The sequence below is a fragment of the Streptomyces sp. NPDC054866 genome (genome assembly GCF_053610745.1).
Genome location: NZ_JBSGZA010000001.1, coordinates 35192 through 53860, shown reverse-complemented (window position 1 = coordinate 53860; position 18669 = coordinate 35192). Strand labels below are relative to the sequence as shown.

Genomic DNA, 18669 nt, shown 5'->3' with positions numbered 1-18669 from the left:
CAAGGTGCCCGCCAGGACTCTGACCTCGTACGACGCCGTCAGCGAAGGCGCGCGACCCGCCACACGGCGAGGACGGCGACGGCGAGGAACACCAAGGCGTACGCGGAGACGATCCGCCAGTCCGGGCGGCCTCCGGAACCGCGCTCCGGCAGTCCCGGCCAGGTGTGCCCCACGCGGCGCGCGGCCATCATTCCCCAGCCCGCGGCGCAGCTGCTGATCAGGAGTCCGAGCATGGCGACGACGGCGCCGCCGTCCCCGAACTCGAAGGCCAGCGGGAAGGCGAACATCAGCGATCCGGCGGCGGCGAGGATGACGATCGGCGCGAGCTGCCAGATGCGCAGACGGCGCTGCGGGCGCAGTTCGACCTCGACCTCCGCCGCGGCCATCGCGTCCGCGACGGGACCGTCGTCGGTCACGCCGTCCGGCGGCCCGTCAGGGCCGTCCGGGGTCAGCTCGCCGCCGTCATGCGCGGTGTCACGAGGGCCGGCCTCCATCGCCATCCGCCCTCCTACTTCGGACTCCACTGGTCGATCGATGGTCGATGATGGCACGGCGTCAGGGGCCGGGATGACCGCCGGAGCGTCCCGATGCCATCACGTGATCAGGCTGTGACCGCTCGTTCGACCAACGCCATTGCACGCCCTGGGAGTTCCCCCCGATCGGCCATGGCGCCACTGAGCCAGTGCACCCGGGGGTCGCGGCGGAACCACGAGTCCTGACGGCGAGCGAAACGCTTGGTCGCGCGCACGGTCTCCGCGCGCGCCTCGTCGTCGGTGCACTCCCCCGCGAGCGCCGCGAGCACCTGCTGGTACCCGAGCGCACGTGACGCCGTACGCCCCTCACGGAGCCCCACGGCCTCCAGGGCGCGCACCTCGTCGACGAGACCGGCGTCCCACATGCGGTCCACGCGCGTGGCGATGCGTTCGTCGAGCTCGGGGCGACCGACGTCGACGCCGATCTGGACGGTGTCGTAGACGGAGTCGTGGCCGGGGAGGTTGGCGGTGAAGGGCTTGCCGGTGATCTCGATGACCTCGAGGGCGCGGACGATGCGGCGGCCGTTGCTGGGCAGGATGGCCTGGCCCGCTCCGGGGTCGGCGGCGGCGAGGCGGGCATGGAGCGCGCCGGAGCCGTGGAGCGCGAGTTCCTCCTCAAGGCGGGCCCGCACTTCCGGGTCGGTGCCGGGGAACTCCAGGTGGTCGACGGCTCCCCTGACGTAGAGCCCGGAGCCGCCGACCAGGATCGGCCAGCGTCCATCGGCGAGGAGGCGGTCGATCTCGGCTCGCGCCAGCTTCTGGTACTCGGCGACGCTCGCCGCCTCCGTGACGTCCCAGATGTCGAGGAGGTGGTGCGGAACTCCGTCGCGCTCTGCGAGCGTCAGCTTGGCGGTCCCGATGTCCATCCCTCTGTAGAGCTGCATGGAGTCGGCGTTGACGACTTCGCCGCCGAGACGCTGGGCGAGAAAAACGCCCAGATCGGACTTTCCTGCCGCGGTCGGCCCGACGACGGCGATGACCCGCGGTGCGGGAGCTGCTCTACTCACCGCCCCAGTCTCGCAAATCCCGCGACCACTTCCCGAACGAGCTACGTGACGCCACACCTCCGGGGTCGTTGCCTGTTGCGAGGTTCCGGCCGCCGGTTTCGAGGATCGGCGACCCGGGTGGCGCAACAGGGCGCACCGGGCGGCGCGGGATTTCGCCCACACGAGTACCGTATGGAGTAGATATGGGCGTTTTTGCACGGTTCCGCAGGAAGTCCAAGGACACGGAAGAGGCGTCAACAGCCGAGGCGGCAGCCGGCACCCTGACGGCCGAGGCGGAAGCGGCCGGGGCGTCCCCCGAGGCCGAGTCCGGCAAGGAAGAGGCCAAGGCCGAAGCCGCCACCGACGAGCCCAAGGCTGAGACCGGGGCCAAGGCTGAGGCCGAGACGAAGGCCGGAGGGAAGGCCGAGGCGGAAGCCGACGCCGAGGCCAAGACGGAGACCGAGACCGGGACCGAGGACAAGTCGGACGACACCGAAGCGGCTGCCGCGGAGAACGTGGACATCCCGAAGCAGCAGTCCGCGGAGAAGGCCCCCGACAACGACGAAGCCGACGAAGGCGCCCGCAAGTGACTCTCCCAGCGAGGGAAGGCAACCGATGGGCTTCCTGCAGAACCTGAAAGACAAGCTCGCCCCGGCGAAGGACAAGGTCGCGGGTCTCGCGCAGCAGCACGGGGACAAGATCGACCAAGGTCTCGACAAGGCCGCGAAGGTGGTCGACGAGAAGACCAAGGGCAAGTACAGCGACAAGATCCAGACGGGGACGGGCAAGGCGAAGGATGCCGTGGACCGCCTCGCCGGGACGCCCGACGAGGGCAAGGACACGGGTGGCGGCACCACCCCGCCCACAGGCGGCACCACTCCGCCATCGGGTGGCACAACCCCGCCCGCGGGTGGCACGACCCCACCCACGCCCCCTCCGGCTCCCTGAATCACCCCGCGTCACCGGTCGAACGACCCCGGCGGACGGCCGCGGAGCGCCACCAGCTCCGCGGCCGTCGCCGTGCGTCGGCCGCGCGCGTGGACGCCTCTGTGAGGCCGCTCAGGCCACGCGAGCCGCTACGACCAGGCGGCCACCAAATACCCGACGCCGTACGGAGCGTCTTCGTAGAGCAGCTCGCCGCTCAGGCCCGCTCCCTCGGCCGCTCCCGCGAGCACCTGCCACGGCGCCCGGCCCGCCGCCTTCAGTTCGTACGCCAGCTCCTCGTCCAGCGCCTTGAGCGCCTCGACGTCCGCCGCCCCCAGCGCACGGGCGACCTCCGCGTCGAACCCTGCCGCCCGCTCGTCGAGATACCCGGGCGCCTTCAGCGTGCGGCACGCGCTGGCGTCGCCCATCACCAGCAGGGCCACCCGGTCGGCCCGCGCCGCGATCTCCCCTCCGACTTGAATACACCGCTCGACCGCCAGAGGTTCCCCCACCCCGAGACCCTCCAGCGGGGCCGCCGACCATTCCGTACGGTCCAGCAGCCAGGCGGCGACGGCGAGCGAGGGCGGAAGTTCACCCCCCGCCTCGACGTCGGAACGTCCCAGTCGCACATCCAGGTCCACGCCGAAACCGCGGAAGGTCCCGCGGGCGCCCTGCGGATGCGGGCCGCGCCCGTTCCGCTCGGCGGGGCCGACCACGACGAGCCGGTCGGGCCGTGAGGCGGCGAGCACCCCGATGGCATCCATGCACGCGGCACGCGCGGCGTCCAGTTCGGGCGCAGCACCCGCGGCGACCTCGGGGACGAGCAGGGGCGGGCAGGGGCAGACGGCTGCGGCGACAAGCATGATCCGCAGCGTAACGGGCGCGAGCAGGAGCGCGCGCTAGTAGGAGATCGGGCCCGAGTCCCACTCCAGCTCGGAGATCGAGAAGCGGTACGGGAAAGAGCCCCCGGACGAACCGTCGCCGATCACCATCCAGCCGTCGGCCGTGCGGTAGCGGCGCATCCGTACGGGATAGCGCGGGTGCTTCGGGCGGTACAGGCGGACGAACTCCGCGAACCGCTCCACCGCTTCCTCATGCGTGCCGTCCACCGTGGCCATCAGCTCGAACAGATGCCATGCCCCCGGCCCCGGCGGGTTCTCCATCATCAGCGCCCAGCGCGCCATCAGCCCATCCCCCGTTGTCCGACTGCCCGCCCTTGTCCGCTCGCCCCGGTCAGTCGAGCGCACACCCGCTTGTGGTGGCCACCGGCAGCGGCTCCGGGACGCCCACCTGCGGCAGTCCGAGCATCACGCCCGCGGGCTTGGCGGCCGCCTCGGTGTTGCGCTTCTCCCATGCGTCACCCGCGCGCGTGGGGCGCACGTTCAGGACGGGGCCCTCGGCGAGCAGGTGGTGCGGCGCCGCGTACGTGATCTCCACCGTCACGACGTCACCGGGGCGGACCTCGGCGTCCGGCTTGGTGAAGTGGACCAGGCGGTTGTCGGGGGCGCGTCCGGAGAGGCGGTGGGTGGCGCCGTCCTTGCGGCCCTCGCCCTCGGCCACCATCAGGTCGAGGGTCCTGCCGACCTGCTTCTTGTTCTCATCCCAGGCGATCTCCTCCTGGAGGGCGGACAGACGCATGTAGCGCGCCTGCACGACCTCCTTGGGGATCTGCCCCTCCATGGTCGCCGCGGGCGTACCGGGGCGCTTGGAGTACTGGAAGGTGAAGGCGTTGGCGAAGCGGGCCTCGCGGACCACGTGCATCGTCTGCTCGAAGTCCTCCTCGGTCTCCCCGGGGAAGCCGACGATGATGTCGGTGGTGATCGCGGCCTCAGGCATGGCGGCGCGGACCTTCTCGATGATGCCGAGGAAGCGGTCCTGGCGGTACGAGCGGCGCATCGCCTTCAGGATCGGGTCCGAGCCCGACTGGAGCGGCATGTGCAGCTGCGGCATGACGTTCGGGGTCTCGGCCATGGCGGCGATCACGTCGTCCGTGAAGTCGCGCGGGTGCGGGGACGTGAAGCGCACACGCTCCAGGCCCTCGATCTTCCCGCAGGCCCGAAGGAGCTTACTGAAGGCCTCACGGTCGCCGATGTCCGAGCCGTACGCGTTCACGTTCTGGCCGAGCAGGGTGATCTCGGAGACGCCCTCGGCGACGAGCGCCTCGATCTCGGCGAGGATGTCGCCGGTCCTGCGGTCCTTCTCCTTGCCGCGCAGGGCGGGCACGATGCAGAACGTGCAGGTGTTGTTGCAGCCCACGGAGATGGACACCCATGCCGCGTACGCGCTCTCGCGGCGCGTGGGCAGCGTCGAGGGGAACGCCTCGAGGGACTCGGCGATCTCGACCTGGGCCTCTTCCTGGACGCGGGCCCGCTCCAGGAGCACCGGCAGCTTGCCGATGTTGTGGGTGCCGAAGACGACGTCGACCCAGGGGGCCTTCTCGACGATGGTGTCGCGGTCCTTCTGGGCCAGGCAGCCGCCGACGGCGATCTGCATGCCGGGCCGCTTGGTCTTCATCGGCGCCAGGCGGCCGAGGTTCCCGTACAGACGGTTGTCGGCGTTCTCCCTGACGGCGCACGTGTTGAAGACGACCACGTCGGCGTCGCCGTCCGAGCCCTCGGGCGCGCGTTCGTATCCGGCGCCCTCCAGGAGACCGGAGAGGCGCTCCGAATCGTGGACGTTCATCTGGCACCCGTAAGTGCGTACCTCGTACGTTCCTTTAACGCCCACTGCCTGTCCCCGGTCGCCGCTGCTCATGTGACAAGGGTAGGCGGTCGCGGGAGTATCCCCGCCGGGAGCTCGGGCCTGGCCATTACAGCGAGTGGCCTGGCAGGATCGCGCGCATGCTCCAGGCACTCCCCCACATCAGCAGGCGCCGCGCACTCCAGGGTGCGGCGGCCGCCCTCGTGGTCTTCGGGCTCCTGATGTGGTGGCTCGTTCCGGCGGGCGACGACTCCCCGGGGGGCCGGATGACGTTCAGCACGGGCGTGAAGAACGCCGTGTACGAGCGGTACGGCAAGCTCCTGCGGACCGCGGTCTCGCATGACATGCCCAAGGTGGACGTGGAGCTGCTCAACAGCGAGGGGTCGCAGCAGAACGTCGAGCGGGTGGCTACGGGGAAGGCCGATTTCACCATCGCTGCCGCCGACGCCGTCGAGAAGTACCGTCTGGAGGGGCGTGCGGGCGCGGACCGGCTGCGGGGCTGTGCGCGGCTGTACGACGACTACGTCCAGCTCGTCGTCCGGCGCTCGTCGGACATCGACAAGCCACAGGATCTGCGGGGCAAGAAAGTGGCCGTGGGACAGCCGCGCTCGGGCGTGCGGCTGATAGCGGAACGGGTGCTCAAGGCCGCCGACCTCGATCCCGACAAGGACCTCACGTCGGTGCACGCCGGTATCGACAAGGCCCCCGATCTTCTCAAGAAGGGCGACATCGACGCCTTCTTCTGGTCGGGCGGACTGCCGACGCTCACCGTGACCGAGCTCTCCAAGGAGTTCGACATTCGCCTTGTTCCGCTCGGCACCCTCGTGGAGGCACTGCACGAGCAGGGCGGGGCCTCCCGCTACTACCGGGCAGCGGTGATGCCCGCCGACGCCTATCCCGCCATCCAGCAGAACGACGCCGTACCGACCCTGGCCGTGGCGAACCTCCTGGTCACCACGGACCGGGCGGACCCGAAACTGACCGAGGGCCTGACCCGCACGGTGATCGACAGCCGCGACCACATCGGAAGCGTGGTGCACGCGGCCCAGCTGGTGGACCTGCGGACGGCGCTCTACACGGACCCGCTCGCCCTGCACGAGGGCGCGCGCCGCTACTACCAGTCGGTCAAGCCGTAGCCCCAGCCACAGCCCTGGCCATCAGGCCGTGTTCCCGGGCTCGTCACGCGGGACGCCGACGGTCACCCGCAGTCCGTGCGGCTCGTGCTGCGCGTACGTGATGGAACCGCCGCCCGCGGTGAGCAGGGCCCGCGAGATGGACAGACCAAGGCCCGATCCCTTCACGTTCTGATGGCGGTTGCTGCGCCAGAAGCGGTCGCCGATGCGGGCGAGTTCGTCCTCCGTGAGGCCGGGGCCGCCGTCCGTGATCACTATGGTCGTCATTTCACCGCTCCAGGAGACCTCCACCCGCACCTCCTCGCCCTCGGGCGTGAACTTGAGGGCGTTGTCGATCACCGCGTCCAGGGCGCTCGACAGGGCGACCGGGTCGGCCCAGCCGGTGGTCGCCGGACAGACGCCGGTCAGCCGCACCCCGTGCTCGTCGGCGAGCGGGCGCCAGGCACCGACGCGTTCGGCGGCGAGCTCGCCGATGTCGGTGAGCCGCAGATCGGCCGCGGCGTGCTCGGCCAGCGCGAGGCCCAGGAGGTCGTCGAGCACCTGGGCGAGGCGTTTGCCCTCGGTGCGCACGGAGGCGATCTCCTCGTTCCCCTCGGGCAGTTCGAGGGCGAGCAGCTCGATGCGGAGCAACAGAGCGGAGAGAGGGTTGCGCAGTTGGTGCGAGGCGTCGGCGACGAAGGCCCGCTGCTGCTCAAGTACGTCCTCTACGTTGTCGGCCATCTCGTTGAACGACCGGGCAAGACGCCTCAGTTCCGGCGGCCCACCCGCGGCCGCGACCCGCGACTTGAGGCGTCCGGTCGCGATGTCGTGCGTGGTCGCGTCCAGGACCCGTACGGGGCGCAGTACCCAGCCGGTCAGGCGCAGCGCGGCGCCGACGGCGAGGAGCATCGCCGCCGACTCGCCGGCGCCGATGAGCAGCCATCCCTGCAGTGTCTTCGAACGCATGCGTCCCGTGGGCGAGTCGGTGACGACGACGGCGATGACGTCTCCGTCCCTGATCACCGGCGACGCGACGACGAGCCGGCCGCGCTGCCAGGGCCACACCTGACGCGGATCGTGGCTTCCACGCGACCTGAGGGCCTCTTCGAAGGCCTCCCGCACCTCGACGCCCCTGGGGGGCAGGAACCAGTCTCCGGGGGCGTGAGCCATGGGCTCACGGTCCCGGAAGAAGACGCCCGCCTTGATCCCGTAGACCTCGTGGTAGTAGTCGAGTTCGGTCTGGAGGGTTTCGCGCCTTTCGTCCTTGTCGCGCAGGCGCGAGCCAGTGGGACGTTTCGTGACGAACTGCGCGAGTGCCGCGAATCGCGCCGTGTCGTCGATCCGGTCGACGACCACCTTCTGCTGCTGCGCCGCCGCCACGCTCACGGCGAGCGGGAAGCCGAGCGCGAGCAGCACACCCGCCATGAGGACGATGAGCAGCGGGAGGAGACGAGAGCGCACCTGACCTCGCTAGTCGCTACGCGGCCGGGGCGACGAGCCGGTAGCCCACGCCTCGTACGGTCTCGATCAGGGCCGGCATGTGCAACTTGGAGCGCAGGGAAGCGACATGCACCTCAAGAGTGCGTCCCGTTCCCTCCCAGCTGGTGCGCCACACCTCGCTGATGATCTGCTCCCGGCGGAACACCACGCCGGGCCGCTGGGCGAGGAGCGCGAGCAGGTCGAACTCCTTGCGGGTCAGTTGGACTGTCGAACCGTCCACACTGACCTGCCGGGTGGGCAGTTCGATGCGTACGGAACCGAGGCGCAGTTCACTGTCCGCGGGGCCAGCAGCGGCGCCGGACGGGGGCCGCCTGATGACCGCGTGGATACGGGCGATCAGCTCCCCGGTGTCGTACGGCTTCACTACGTAGTCATCGGCCCCGAGGTTCAGGCCGTGGATCCGGGAGCGGACGTCGGCGCGCGCCGTCACCATGATCACCGGGATCGACCCGCGTTTGCGGATCTTTCCGCACACCTCGTAGCCGTCCTGATCGGGCAGTCCCAGATCCAGGAGCACCACTCCGAAGGGTGCCGTTTCGCCGGGCAGCAGGGCCTGCAGCGCTTCCTCGCCGCTGCGGGCGTGCACGACGTCGAAGCCGTGCCTGGCCAGGACCGCGGACAGGGCGGCGGCCACATGATCGTCGTCCTCGACGAGGAGCAGTCTCATACGGGCCCCCTCCGGTTCATCGGTCGTTCCGTTCGCGCTCGCCGATGGCCGGTATGCGCGCGTGCACAGGCACCAAGGCATCCACGCCGATGGATAAGGACCGCGTCAAGAGGGTTCGGGTCACGGGCACGTTCCGTTATGGAGCCGGTACGCGCACGGGCGTCCCCGTTCACACGGTGTGTCCGGTTGCGGCCGGATCGTTATGCTCAATTTCCCCTCAGATGTAATGACGCTGGTCGCACCGGGTTACTACTGTCCTCCCAACCGAGGAGGATGGAGCAACAAGCCGTGACCGAAGTATCGGTGACCAAGGACGCCATACCGCCCGGGGCGGACGACCTGGTCGTGCTGAAGAACGTCAACAAGCACTTCGGCGCTCTGCACGTCCTCCAGGACATCGACCTGACCATCGCCCGCGGTGAGGTCGTCGTCGTGATCGGCCCCTCCGGGTCGGGCAAGTCGACACTGTGCCGCGCCATCAACCGCCTGGAGACGGTCGAGTCGGGAGACATCTCGATCGACGGCAAGCCGCTGCCCCAGGAGGGCAAGGAGCTCGCCCGTCTCCGTGCGGACGTGGGCATGGTCTTCCAGTCCTTCAACCTTTTCGCGCACAAGACCGTGCTCGAGAACGTGATGCTGGGCCAGATCAAGGTGCGCAAGACGTCCAAGGCGGAAGCAGAGACGAAGGCACGCGGTCTCCTGGACCGCGTGGGTGTCGCCTCGCAGGCCGACAAGTACCCCGCGCAGCTCTCCGGCGGCCAGCAGCAACGCGTGGCGATCGCCCGCGCGTTGGCCATGGACCCCAAGGTGATGCTCTTCGACGAGCCCACGTCGGCGCTCGACCCGGAGATGATCAACGAGGTCCTGGAGGTCATGCAGCAGCTCGCACGCGACGGCATGACCATGGTCGTGGTCACCCACGAGATGGGCTTCGCACGCTCAGCGGCCAACCGCGTCGTCTTCATGGCGGACGGCCGGATCGTCGAAGAGGCCGTCCCGGACCAGTTCTTCAGCAACCCGCGCAGCGACCGGGCCAAGGACTTCCTGTCGAAGATCCTTCACCACTGACGCACGACGCTTACTTACCTGCGTCTCAACTCTCTTCTGCCGACACAAAAGGATGTTCACCATGAAGGCTCGCAAGGTCACCGCGGCTGCCGCTGCCGTACTCGCGCTCTCCGTCACCGCCACCGCCTGCGGTTCGGACGACAAGGACGACAAGGGTTCCGGTGGTGGCAAGAAGATCACCATCGGCATCAAGTTCGACCAGCCGGGTGTCGGCCAGAAGACGCCGGACGGCGAGTACAAGGGCTTCGACGTCGACGTCGCGACGTACGTCGCCAAGGAGCTCGGCTACAAGGCCGACGACATCGAGTGGAAAGAAGCCAAGAGCGCCGAGCGCGAGAACATGATCTCGCGTGGAGACGTCGACTTCATCGCGGCGTCCTACTCGATCAACGACGAGCGCGCGGAGAAGGTCGACTTCGCCGGCCCCTACCTGCTCGCCCACCAGGACATCCTGGTCCGCGCCGACGACAAGTCCATCAAGTCGCCGAAGGACCTGAACAACAAGAAGCTCTGTTCCGTGACCGGCTCGACGTCGGCGCAGAACGTCAAGAAGGACCTGGCTCCGAAGGCTCAGCTGCAGGAATACGGCGGCTACTCCGAGTGCCTGACCGGCGTGGAGAACAAGGCCATTGACGCCCTGACGACGGACGACTCCATCCTCGCGGGCTACGCCGCGCAGAAGGAGTTCCAGGGCAAGTTCAAGCTCGCCGGTTTCAAGATGACCAACGAGAACTACGGCATCGGCCTCAAGAAGGGCGACGCCGACCTCAAGAAGAAGATCAACGACGCGCTGACCAAGATGGTCAAGGACGGTGCGTGGGACAAGGCCGTCAAGGAGAACTTCGGTCCGGCCAACTACAAGAACGAGCCCGCCCCGAAGATCGGCGACATCGTCAAGTGAAGCAGGGCTTGATTGGCGCGCCGTCCATCCGGGCGGCGCGCCTCGCCCTCCCCACACGCGGAAGCGCGGGAGATCGTGTTCGACTTTCTTGAAGACTACGACTTGTTGGCGGCCTTCTGGGTGACGGTGAAACTCGCCGCGCTCTCCGCCGTCGGCTCCCTTATATGGGGAACCATGCTGGCCGGTATGCGGGTCAGCCCGGTGCCACTCATGCGAGGTTTCGGCACCGCGTACGTGAACGTGGTGCGGAACACCCCCCTGACCGTGATCATCGTCTTCACGTCACTGGGTCTGTTCCAGACCCTGAGCATCAACATGGGTTCGAATGAATTCGAGACCACCAATTTCCGGCTCGCCGTACTCGGCTTCATTCTGTACACGTCCGCATTCGTCTGTGAGGCGCTGCGGTCCGGCATCAACACCGTGCCCGTCGGCCAGGCCGAGGCGGCACGCGCTCTGGGCCTGAGTTTCACTCAGGTATTGACCCTGATCATTCTTCCGCAGGCGTTCCGCTCGGTCGTGGCACCGCTGGCCAACGTATTGATCGCGCTGACCAAGAACACGACGGTCGCCGCCGCGATCGGTGTCGCCGAGGCCGCACTCCTCATGAAGGAGATGATCGAGAACGAGGCCCAACTGCTCCTGATCGCGTCCATCTTCGCATTCGGATTCATGTGCCTCACCCTTCCCACCGGTCTGATCCTCGGCTGGGTGAGCAAGAAGGTGGCGGTGAAGCGATGACTTCCGTTCTGTACGACGCTCCGGGGCCCCGCGCCAAGCGGCGGAACATTCTGTACTCGATAGTTTTCCTGGCCGCTCTGGCTGCCGTGGTCTATTGGGTGTACGCCAAGCTGGACGAGAAGAACCAGCTCGACTGGGTGAAGTGGAAGCCCTTCTTCACTGATGTCCGGGCCTGGGAGACGTACATTTGGCCGGGGCTCGAGAACACCCTCACGGCCGCGGCGTTCGCCATGCTGATCGCTCTCCCGCTGGGTGCGTTCTTCGGTATCTCCCGGCTCTCCGACCACCTGGCGATTCGCCTGCCGGCCGGCGGCGTCGTGGAGTTCTTCCGCGCGATCCCGGTGCTGATCCTGATGCTCTTCGCCGACGCGGCGTACTCCGAGTTCACGGATATCAGCTCGGAAGACCGCCCGCTCTACGCCGTCGTCACCGGCCTGGTGCTCTACAACGCGTCGGTTCTCGCGGAGATCGTGCGGGCGGGCATCCTGTCCCTGCCCAAGGGGCAGTCCGAAGCCGCCATGGCCATCGGCATGCGCAAGGGACAGGTCATGCGGTCCGTGCTGCTCCCGCAGTCGGTCACCGCCATGCTGCCCGCGATCGTCAGCCAGCTGGTGGTCATCGTGAAGGACACCGCGCTCGGCGGCGCGCTGCTCACCTTCTCGGAGCTGCTGGCATCGGTCCGGCCGATGAGTGCCGCGTACGGTGCGAACACCATCGCCAGCTTCACCATCGTCGCCCTCATCTACATCGCCATCAACTTCGCGCTGACGACGTTCGCTTCCTGGCTCGAAGGCAGGCTGCGGCGCGGCAAGAAGTCGACGGGGGCAGTGGTTCCCGTGGCGGCGGTCAACGGGACCGCGGCCACCGGAGACGGAGGCAACCAATTGGGCGGGGTTTGATCAGCCCGGACGCTGACGCGATGCAAGAATCCCGAACCGACTGGGCAGTGCGGTGATCGACCGCACTGCAAGCGGTACTGGTGGGGGCTGCTGTCCTGAGTGGGACGGCAGCCCCCACCGCGTTCCGGGCATCTTCCCGCTCAGCGCGCCCTCACCCTCACGCCGCAACAGCCCCATGGCAACTTGACGCAGGCAGCAGCGGTGGGTTGCATACGTTCTGTGATCGTGCACCGGGCTCCAACTGCCAGTTCCTGTACGTACGTCCAGCGCTCCCGGGCCCTTGCGGTGGGAGGCCACGCGCCGTGGACCCGGTGATCGTCGTCGGCGCGGGTCCCGTGGGGCTCACGCTCGCCCTGGCTCTCGCGCGACACTCCGTACCCACCGTCGTACTCGACGAAGGGCCCGGCAAGGACGAGCAGCGGCCCGCGCGGACTGTCATCCTGCGGGATGACACCGCGGCCCTCATGGAGCGGCTCGCCGGTCACTCGTTCGGTGACCAGGAGTCGGGCGCGCGGTGGAGCGGCTGGCGGTCCCTGCGGCGCAAGCAGCTGATGCGGGAGCTCACGTTCAGTGATGAGGTGCCGGCCCCGCTGCATGTGCCCCAGCACGTGCTGACCGGCGCCCTGCGCGCTGCCATCGCCGAGGAGTCTCTCGTCAAGGTCGCCGTGGAGAGCAAACTCGACTCCATCGAGCAGGACGCGGGCGGGCTGACCGCTCACACGCGCGGGCCCAAGGACACCTGGTGGCGCGGCAGTTATCTGGCGGGCTGCGACGGGCCGCGCTCGACCGTGCGCAAGCTCCTCGACGTCCGCTTCCCTGGGCGTACGGCTGTCGAGCGACACGCCGTGGCCGCTCTGCGCACGGAACTTCCGGGGCCCGGCGAGGCGTTGTTGCATCGGATGCCTCCGTGGCGCCACGGAGGCGCAGAGGTGACGGGCCGTCCGCTCGCCGGCGGAGTGTGGCGGCTCGACTGGCTGCTGCCGCCACGCGGCGAGCTCGTGACGCCCGACGCCCTCGTGGTGCGCATCCGCGAAACCCTCGCGGGCTGGTGCGGCGGCTCCACGCCGCCGTACGAACTGCTCGACACGGGCGTGCACACCGTCCACCACCGTCTGGCCCGCCGGTGGCGGGTCGGCCGTTGCTTCCTCGCGGGCGACGCCGCGCATCTGCTCGGCGCGCTCGGTACGCAAGGGCTCGACGAAGGGCTGCGGGACGCGGACAACCTCGCCTGGAAGCTGGCCATTGCCTGGCACCACGGCGCGCACGACGCCCTGCTCGACAGCTATCAGACCGAGCGGCGGGCCAGTGTCGCCGCGCGCCTGCGCGCCGCCGACCAGTCGCTGCCGATACTGCGGGGCGGCAAAGGCCTGCGCTCCTACGTGCCGGGGTCCGCGCGCGGTCATGACGCGCTCCTCACCGACGGTCATGTGGGACGCGGTCCCCTCGGCGCGCCCGCGTCGTACGCGGACTCGCCACTGGCGCCCCCGCTTTCCGAGTCCGAGGTGACCGTGGGCACCGAGCCGGGCGCGCCCGTGGCCGACGTACCGGTGACGGCGCCCGACGGGTCCTTCGTGCGACTGCGCGACCGGCTCGGCGTGGGACAGCTGCTCGTCGTCCTTGTCGCGCCCGGCACGGTGGTGTGGGAACGGCGGCACTGGGTGACGGCCGGGATCATGCCCCGGCTCGCCGCCGCCGTCACGGCGCTGCCGCACCCGGCGGAACTCCTCGTAGCGGAGAGTTACCCAGGAGCCCCCGCGCACTCCGTGCTGCTCATCCGCCCCGACGGTCACTTGGTCACCGCACTCGGCGGGGTGCGCCCCGCCGAGCTGTATACGGCGGCCGAGGCAGCCCTCGGCGGAGCCGCTCCGAAGCGGCGTACGGACAGCGCGAAGACTACGGAGAAGGCCGAGAGCACGGCCGCCGTGAGCCGGCCGACCACACAGTGAGAAGGAGTTGACCGGCACGCAGCGTCATGGTCTACTCCGAAACGTGACCGACACCGATGTGCGCCTGTGGCGGAGGGTCCATATGGACCTCGTCCGCTATGCGGGCTGCGTGTGTCGTCCGTCCTGCTGAATTCGCCCTCTTCTCTCTTGCGCGTTTCCCTCTTCGTGGCGCGCGCTTCCGCGAACTTCCAGGACGGTACCCGTGTCTGCCCCTGTCTCCACCGCGCCCGCCTCCACGGCTGTGTCCGCGCCCACCGCCGCCGAACTCCTCAACTTCGTACGCCGTAGCGCCGCCGACCCCGAGCTCATCGCCTCACTGCCGCTCGACCCCGAGGGCCGCACCTGGGTGCGCCTCGAAGGGCCCGGTGGCAGTGAGGCCTGGCTGATCGGCTGGCCGCCGGGCACCGGCACCGGCTGGCACGACCACGCGGAGTCGGTCGGCGCCTTCCTCACCGCTGCCGGCACCCTCAAGGAGAACTCGCTCGCCGCCCGGCTGCCCACCGACGGCTGGAAGACCCTGGAGCTGTCCGAAGGGGTGGACCGTGAGCGGGAGTTGACGGCCGGCAAGGGGAGGGCCTTCGGCCAGAACCACGTGCATGAAGTACTGAACGAGTCCACGAGCGAGCACGCCATCTCCGTGCACGCCTACTACCCGCCGCTGCCGCGCATCCGCCGCTACAGCCGTACGGGCGCCGTCCTGCGCCTGGAGTCCGTGGAGCGCCCGGAGGACTGGCAGTGAGTGAGCACCCCGTAGAGGAGCACCCCGCGGACGAACGTCCCGTCGGTATCGACGAGTTGCTGGAGCGTGTGCGGCTCGACCTCGACCGGATGACTCCGGAGGAGGCGCGTGACACCGCGGCCGCGGGCGGACTTCTGGTCGACATCCGGTACGCCGCCCTGCGCGAGCGCGACGGCCTGATCCCCGGGGCCCTGGTCGTCGAGCGCAACGAACTGGAGTGGCGCCTGGACCCGCAGGGCAGCCACCGTGCCGCGGAGGCCGTAGGCCACGACCTGCGGGTCGTCGTGATCTGCAACGAGGGCTACGCGTCGAGTCTCGCGGCCGTCTCCTTGCGGCAGTTGGGGCTGCGGCACGCGACCGACCTCATCGGCGGGTTCCAGGCGTGGAAGGCCGCAGGACTCCCTGTCACCGCAGGGCTCCCGGTCACCGCAGCCCTTCCCGACTCAGGCTGAGCACGCTCACTCCTTGGCCGTCGCCACCGTGACGGGGCGGGGCTTGAGGGCGGCGCGGCCCGGGAGCGCGGTCGCGGTGAGGGCGAGAAGAGCCGCGACGGCCACCACGGAGACGTACACCAACGGAGTGATCGACGGTGCGGCGCTGCCTGTCATGCCGACGCTGAAGGCGGTCAGGACGGCGAGCGCGATACCGCTGCCGAGCGCCGTGCCGATGAACAGGACGGACAGCGCCTCGGTGCGCAGCATGCCCAGGACCTGGCGGCGGCTCGCGCCCGCGAGACGCAGCATCGCGAACTCACGGATGCGCTCGGAGACCGACATGGCGAGGGTGTTGACGACGGCGATCGCGGTGAAGGCCAGGATGAGGCCCATGGCCAGGTAGTTCACCTCGGCGTTCGCCTGCCGGCGCTCGGCCTGGAGGTTGTCGACGGCAGCCGGGGAGAGAACCCGCACGCCCGGGAACTTCGCGACACCTGCCGCGAGTTGTTCCTGTGTACGGTCGCTCTTGATCAGGACCGTGGTGGCGAGCGGGTTGTCGACGTGGCGGGCGACCAGGTCGTGCGCCATGGTCAGATCCCCGAACCCGAGCCCGCGCGCGTACACGGCGCTGACCTTGAGCGTGGTCTTCGTGCCGTCGCCTAGCGTGAGCTTCAGGGTGCTGCCGGGCTGCAAGTCGAGCTGGTCGGCGGCCAGTTCGCTGACAGCGACGCTTGCCCTGCCGAAGCCCTTCAGGGATCCGGCGGTCACGTCCGGGTCCCAGGTGCGGGTGAGCCCGGCCGTACTGACGCCCTGCGCCGGGTACTTGTCGAGTCCGACGCGCACGGTGGTGCGGACGATCTCCGTGGCGGCCTCGACGCCCTCGGTCGTACGCAGCTTCCGCGCGGCCTCGGCCGGGACGCCAGGGCCCTGGGCCGCCAGGACCCAGTCGGCGCGGATGCCCTCGCGGGCCTGTGTGCGGGCAGCGTCGCCGAGGGTGGGCTGGACGAACAGGACGGTGCAGGTCATGCCGGTGAGGAGGGCGAGCGGGGTGACGGCTGCCGCCATCCGGGCCGCGTTGCCACGGAGGTTGGCGTGCGCGAGACGGCCACCGGGGCCGGAGAGCCGCAGCGGGACGCGGAGCACGGCAGCCGCCGCCCTGACCACGAGCGGGCCTAGGAGCGCGATGGCGGAGGAGAGGATCACCACGGTCAGGAACGTCACGGGGGTCGACGCGGGCTCGGTGCGCAGCACGCTGAGCACGGCGACGAGCACGGCCCCTCCGGCGAGGAGGATGAGCCCCGCGACGATGCGGCTCCACGGCGGCCGGGTGCGCTCGACACGTGCTTCGGCCAGTGCCTCGGCCGGGCGGATACGGGCGATGCGGCGGGCCGAGAGGCGAGCTGCGGCCCAGGCTCCGAGCAGCGTCGCGGCCACGGCGGCGAAGAGCGGGAAGACGCTCACGGTCCGCTCAAGGGTGGCGGGGGCGGCGCCCATGTCCACGAACCTGCCGTGCAGCCAGCCACCGAGCGGGATTCCGGCGAGCGAACCGATGATGCCCGCGGCCGCTCCGACGACCAGGGCCTCGCGGCTGAGGAGCCCCCGGATCTGCTTCGGGGTGGCGGCGATGGCGCGGAGTAGGGCGAGTTCGCGGTGGCGCTGCTGCACGGAAAGGGCGAAGGTGCCGACGACCACGAGGACGGCGACGAGGAGGGAGGTGCCGCCCATCGCACCGCCCATGCTGACCAGCTTGATGCGGGCGCCCGCCGCGTCGAGGAACTCCACGGGGCCACGGTCGTCGCCGGTGCTGACCTGTGCCTTCGTACCGGCGAGGGCCTTGGTGACCGCCTTCTTGAGCTCTCCCGTCCCGGTGCCCTCGGCCGGTACGACGCCGAGGGTGGTGATCTTGCCGGGGTGCGCCGCGAGCCGCTCGGCCTCTCCGGTGGAGAAGAAGAGGGACGTCTGGTGGGCGAGGGCGCCTTCGGAGGGGGCCGCTACCCCGGTGATGCGGTAGGAGCGCGGGGCCTGGGTCGACTGGACGGTGAGGCGGTCGCCGGTCTTGAGGTGGGCGCGCCCGGCGAGGCCGCGGTCGATGACGAGGTCACCGGGTACGCGCGGGGCCTTGCCCTCGACGAGGCGGAAGGGAGTCAGCTCGGCCGACTCCCAGGCGTGGCCGTACGCGGGCTTGTCGGTGAGGTCACCGGCTGCGGGGGTCAACGGCGCTGCGAGGAACGTGAGTTCGGGTATGACTTCGCCGACGCCAGGGACGCCCGTGAGCTTGTGCGCGATGTCGTCCGAAAGCCAGGCCCGCTCGGCGATCGGCTTGGCCTTGTGCTTGACCTTGGTCTTGCCCTTCTTGTGCTTGACGGTGGTCTGGTGGACGTTCTGGTCGGCGGAGACGATCACGGGAGCGGCGGCGTAGCGCTCGGTCTTGATGGTGCCCCGCAGACCGGTCTCCAGGAGAGTGCCGCATGCCGTGATGAGCGCGGCGGCGCACATCAGTGCCAGAAAGGCGCCGAGGAATCCGCCCTTGCGGTCGCGGACTGTCTGCAGTGCGTAGCGCAGCATCATGAGGTCGCCTCGGGCTCGGAGGAGGAAGGGAAGTCAGAGGGGGCGGGCGGGGGAACGGCGGTGGGTGCGGGGAAGGCCAGGAGCCGGGTGAGTACGGTGCGGGCGTCGGCCGGGGTCTCGGCGTCGGGGCGCTTGTAGCGGTTGAGCAGGGCGATGTACTCCTCGAAGAACTCGTGGAGTTCGGGGAGCGTCAGCCGGATGGTGCCGCGGGAGTACGGAAACGCGTCGGCCCACTCACCGAGTTCGGCGCCGATGGCTTCGGTGTCGCCGGCGTCTCGTTGCAGCTGCTCGAAGAGCTTCAGGTCGGCGGCGTACGAGAGGTGGTTCAACTCGTCCATGACTAGCCGCGTCTCGGCGTTCTGCTTGCTGCGTGGCGGGAACCGCCGGTCGCCGGGGATCGCTCGCCACCAGCGTTCGCGGCCGTGGCCGGTGCCGCGGCCCGTGCCGTGTCCCGTGCCCGCGGTCTCCTCGACGAAGCCGTAGCGGGCGAGCTCGCGCAGGTGGTAGCTGGTGGCCCCGGTATTGAGGCCGAGCGCCCTGGCGAGGGTCGCGGAGGTGGCCGGGCCGTGCACGGTGAGGTGCTGCAACATCTGCTGACGTCGGGGTTGTGCGAGCGCCTTGAGAACACGGAGGTCGCTCAGCTCCTCCGGAGCGCTGTCGGTGGAGTCCTCGGGGACGCCGTCGGTGGAGTCCTCCGGGGCGCCGCCGGTGGAGTGCCCCGGGGCGCCGGTCGTGCCGGGTTCCTTTGCCATGCGTACACAGTCGTCTGTGCACAGGTTCCTTTGCAGTGCGGTGGACCGGCGTCTTCAGTGGGGGGTTAGCCCCACCTCGCGGACAGAGCTCGCGGGCAGAGGAGGGGAGTTGGGGGACGGCCCCCGAAGAACGCGAAAGGGCCGGGCCGCGGTTCGCACCGCGCTGCCCGGCCCTGACCTGGGCCCCACCCCCGCGAGA

20 protein-coding genes are annotated in these 18669 nt (G+C 69.6%); 11 read left to right on the top strand and 9 right to left on the bottom strand.

Annotation, left to right across the window (positions count from 1 at the left end; all coding sequences use genetic code 11):
- Positions 1 to 38: 38 nt before the first annotated feature.
- Complete coding sequence (locus ACWGI2_RS00230; protein ID WP_453401670.1) at positions 39 to 500, bottom strand: hypothetical protein; 462 nt, start codon at positions 498 to 500, stop codon at positions 39 to 41.
- A gap of 101 nt (positions 501 to 601) precedes the next feature.
- A complete protein-coding gene (gene miaA / locus ACWGI2_RS00225) occupies positions 602 to 1540 on the bottom strand; it encodes a tRNA (adenosine(37)-N6)-dimethylallyltransferase MiaA (protein ID WP_453692681.1) in 939 nt (312 codons plus the stop codon).
- A 182-nt stretch (positions 1541 to 1722) separates the two neighbouring features.
- On the opposite strand from miaA, the gene ACWGI2_RS00220 reads away from it, so the two are divergent.
- A complete protein-coding gene (locus ACWGI2_RS00220; protein WP_453692679.1) occupies positions 1723 to 2109 on the top strand; it encodes a hypothetical protein in 387 nt (128 codons plus the stop codon).
- A 25-nt stretch (positions 2110 to 2134) separates the two neighbouring features.
- Positions 2135 to 2467, top strand: coding sequence for an antitoxin (locus ACWGI2_RS00215; protein WP_453401673.1), 333 nt, complete (start codon positions 2135 to 2137; stop codon positions 2465 to 2467).
- A 128-nt stretch (positions 2468 to 2595) separates the two neighbouring features.
- Here ACWGI2_RS00215 and ACWGI2_RS00210 read toward each other — a convergent pair whose 3' ends face one another.
- The 3 genes from ACWGI2_RS00210 to miaB are packed head-to-tail and all read right to left on the bottom strand — an operon-like array spanning position 2596 to position 5197.
- Positions 2596 to 3306 carry a class III extradiol dioxygenase subunit B-like domain-containing protein gene (locus ACWGI2_RS00210; protein ID WP_453692677.1) on the bottom strand — a complete coding sequence of 237 codons (711 nt, stop codon included), beginning with the start codon at positions 3304 to 3306 and terminating at the stop codon, positions 2596 to 2598.
- Between the two features lie 36 nt (positions 3307 to 3342).
- Complete coding sequence (locus ACWGI2_RS00205) at positions 3343 to 3627, bottom strand: hypothetical protein (protein WP_160507594.1); 285 nt, start codon at positions 3625 to 3627, stop codon at positions 3343 to 3345.
- A gap of 49 nt (positions 3628 to 3676) precedes the next feature.
- Positions 3677 to 5197, bottom strand: coding sequence for a tRNA (N6-isopentenyl adenosine(37)-C2)-methylthiotransferase MiaB (gene miaB, locus ACWGI2_RS00200; protein WP_453692675.1), 1521 nt, complete (start codon positions 5195 to 5197; stop codon positions 3677 to 3679).
- A gap of 86 nt (positions 5198 to 5283) precedes the next feature.
- Between miaB and ACWGI2_RS00195 the strand changes: the two genes are divergently transcribed.
- Positions 5284 to 6279 carry a TAXI family TRAP transporter solute-binding subunit gene (locus tag ACWGI2_RS00195; protein ID WP_453401676.1) on the top strand — a complete coding sequence of 332 codons (996 nt, stop codon included), beginning with the start codon at positions 5284 to 5286 and terminating at the stop codon, positions 6277 to 6279.
- A gap of 21 nt (positions 6280 to 6300) precedes the next feature.
- Here ACWGI2_RS00195 and ACWGI2_RS00190 read toward each other — a convergent pair whose 3' ends face one another.
- On the bottom strand, positions 6301 to 7716 hold the full coding sequence (locus ACWGI2_RS00190; protein WP_453401677.1) for an ATP-binding protein: 1416 nt from the start codon (positions 7714 to 7716) through the stop codon (positions 6301 to 6303).
- A gap of 16 nt (positions 7717 to 7732) precedes the next feature.
- A complete protein-coding gene (locus tag ACWGI2_RS00185; RefSeq protein ID WP_160507591.1) occupies positions 7733 to 8422 on the bottom strand; it encodes a response regulator transcription factor in 690 nt (229 codons plus the stop codon).
- A 288-nt stretch (positions 8423 to 8710) separates the two neighbouring features.
- On the opposite strand from ACWGI2_RS00185, the gene ACWGI2_RS00180 reads away from it, so the two are divergent.
- From ACWGI2_RS00180 to ACWGI2_RS00145, 8 genes are all read left to right on the top strand, one after another.
- Positions 8711 to 9490 (top strand): amino acid ABC transporter ATP-binding protein, encoded by a 780-nt coding sequence (locus ACWGI2_RS00180; protein ID WP_453692673.1) that lies wholly within the window; start codon positions 8711 to 8713, stop codon positions 9488 to 9490.
- A 61-nt stretch (positions 9491 to 9551) separates the two neighbouring features.
- Positions 9552 to 10391, top strand: a complete 840-nt coding sequence (locus tag ACWGI2_RS00175; protein ID WP_453401678.1) for a glutamate ABC transporter substrate-binding protein — start codon at positions 9552 to 9554, stop codon at positions 10389 to 10391.
- Between the two features lie 75 nt (positions 10392 to 10466).
- Positions 10467 to 11132 (top strand): ABC transporter permease subunit, encoded by a 666-nt coding sequence (locus tag ACWGI2_RS00170; protein WP_160507588.1) that lies wholly within the window; start codon positions 10467 to 10469, stop codon positions 11130 to 11132.
- On the top strand, positions 11129 to 12031 hold the full coding sequence (locus ACWGI2_RS00165) for an amino acid ABC transporter permease (protein WP_453401679.1): 903 nt from the start codon (positions 11129 to 11131) through the stop codon (positions 12029 to 12031). The genes ACWGI2_RS00170 and ACWGI2_RS00165 overlap by 4 nt, the downstream gene beginning before the upstream one ends.
- Positions 12032 to 12333: 302 nt before the next feature.
- A complete protein-coding gene (locus tag ACWGI2_RS00160) occupies positions 12334 to 13977 on the top strand; it encodes an FAD-dependent monooxygenase (RefSeq protein WP_453401680.1) in 1644 nt (547 codons plus the stop codon).
- 43 nt (positions 13978 to 14020) lie between these two features.
- The gene (locus ACWGI2_RS00155; protein ID WP_311605579.1) at positions 14021 to 14107 is read left to right on the top strand and encodes a putative leader peptide; all 87 of its coding nucleotides are present in this window, start codon (positions 14021 to 14023) and stop codon (positions 14105 to 14107) included.
- 72 nt (positions 14108 to 14179) lie between these two features.
- The gene (locus tag ACWGI2_RS00150) at positions 14180 to 14716 is read left to right on the top strand and encodes a cysteine dioxygenase (protein ID WP_453692671.1); all 537 of its coding nucleotides are present in this window, start codon (positions 14180 to 14182) and stop codon (positions 14714 to 14716) included.
- Positions 14713 to 15168 (top strand): rhodanese-like domain-containing protein, encoded by a 456-nt coding sequence (locus ACWGI2_RS00145; RefSeq protein WP_453692669.1) that lies wholly within the window; start codon positions 14713 to 14715, stop codon positions 15166 to 15168. Before ACWGI2_RS00150 ends, ACWGI2_RS00145 begins: the two co-directional genes overlap by 4 nt.
- Before the next feature lie 6 nt (positions 15169 to 15174).
- On the opposite strand, the gene ACWGI2_RS00140 is transcribed toward ACWGI2_RS00145, so the two are convergent.
- Positions 15175 to 17718, bottom strand: coding sequence for an FtsX-like permease family protein (locus tag ACWGI2_RS00140; protein ID WP_453692667.1), 2544 nt, complete (start codon positions 17716 to 17718; stop codon positions 15175 to 15177).
- Positions 17715 to 18470 carry an ArsR/SmtB family transcription factor gene (locus tag ACWGI2_RS00135; protein ID WP_453401684.1) on the bottom strand — a complete coding sequence of 252 codons (756 nt, stop codon included), beginning with the start codon at positions 18468 to 18470 and terminating at the stop codon, positions 17715 to 17717. The genes ACWGI2_RS00140 and ACWGI2_RS00135 overlap by 4 nt, the downstream gene beginning before the upstream one ends.
- Between the last annotated feature and the right edge of the window lie 199 nt (positions 18471 to 18669).

What these genes read in the sequence shown, in the direction of transcription:
- ACWGI2_RS00230 (WP_453401670.1), bottom strand. Translation starts at nt 500, where the DNA reads ATGGCGATGGAGGCCGGCCCTCGTGACACCGCGCATGACGGCGGCGAG.
- ACWGI2_RS00220 (WP_453692679.1), top strand. Translation starts at nt 1,723, where the DNA reads ATGGGCGTTTTTGCACGGTTCCGCAGGAAGTCCAAGGACACGGAAGAG.
- ACWGI2_RS00215 (WP_453401673.1), top strand. Translation starts at nt 2,135, where the DNA reads ATGGGCTTCCTGCAGAACCTGAAAGACAAGCTCGCCCCGGCGAAGGAC.
- ACWGI2_RS00210 (WP_453692677.1), bottom strand. Translation starts at nt 3,306, where the DNA reads ATGCTTGTCGCCGCAGCCGTCTGCCCCTGCCCGCCCCTGCTCGTCCCC.
- ACWGI2_RS00205 (WP_160507594.1), bottom strand. Translation starts at nt 3,627, where the DNA reads ATGGCGCGCTGGGCGCTGATGATGGAGAACCCGCCGGGGCCGGGGGCA.
- miaB (WP_453692675.1), bottom strand. Translation starts at nt 5,197, where the DNA reads ATGAGCAGCGGCGACCGGGGACAGGCAGTGGGCGTTAAAGGAACGTAC.
- ACWGI2_RS00195 (WP_453401676.1), top strand. Translation starts at nt 5,284, where the DNA reads ATGCTCCAGGCACTCCCCCACATCAGCAGGCGCCGCGCACTCCAGGGT.
- ACWGI2_RS00185 (WP_160507591.1), bottom strand. Translation starts at nt 8,422, where the DNA reads ATGAGACTGCTCCTCGTCGAGGACGACGATCATGTGGCCGCCGCCCTG.
- ACWGI2_RS00175 (WP_453401678.1), top strand. Translation starts at nt 9,552, where the DNA reads ATGAAGGCTCGCAAGGTCACCGCGGCTGCCGCTGCCGTACTCGCGCTC.
- ACWGI2_RS00165 (WP_453401679.1), top strand. Translation starts at nt 11,129, where the DNA reads ATGACTTCCGTTCTGTACGACGCTCCGGGGCCCCGCGCCAAGCGGCGG.
- ACWGI2_RS00140 (WP_453692667.1), bottom strand. Translation starts at nt 17,718, where the DNA reads ATGATGCTGCGCTACGCACTGCAGACAGTCCGCGACCGCAAGGGCGGA.
- ACWGI2_RS00135 (WP_453401684.1), bottom strand. Translation starts at nt 18,470, where the DNA reads ATGGCAAAGGAACCCGGCACGACCGGCGCCCCGGGGCACTCCACCGGC.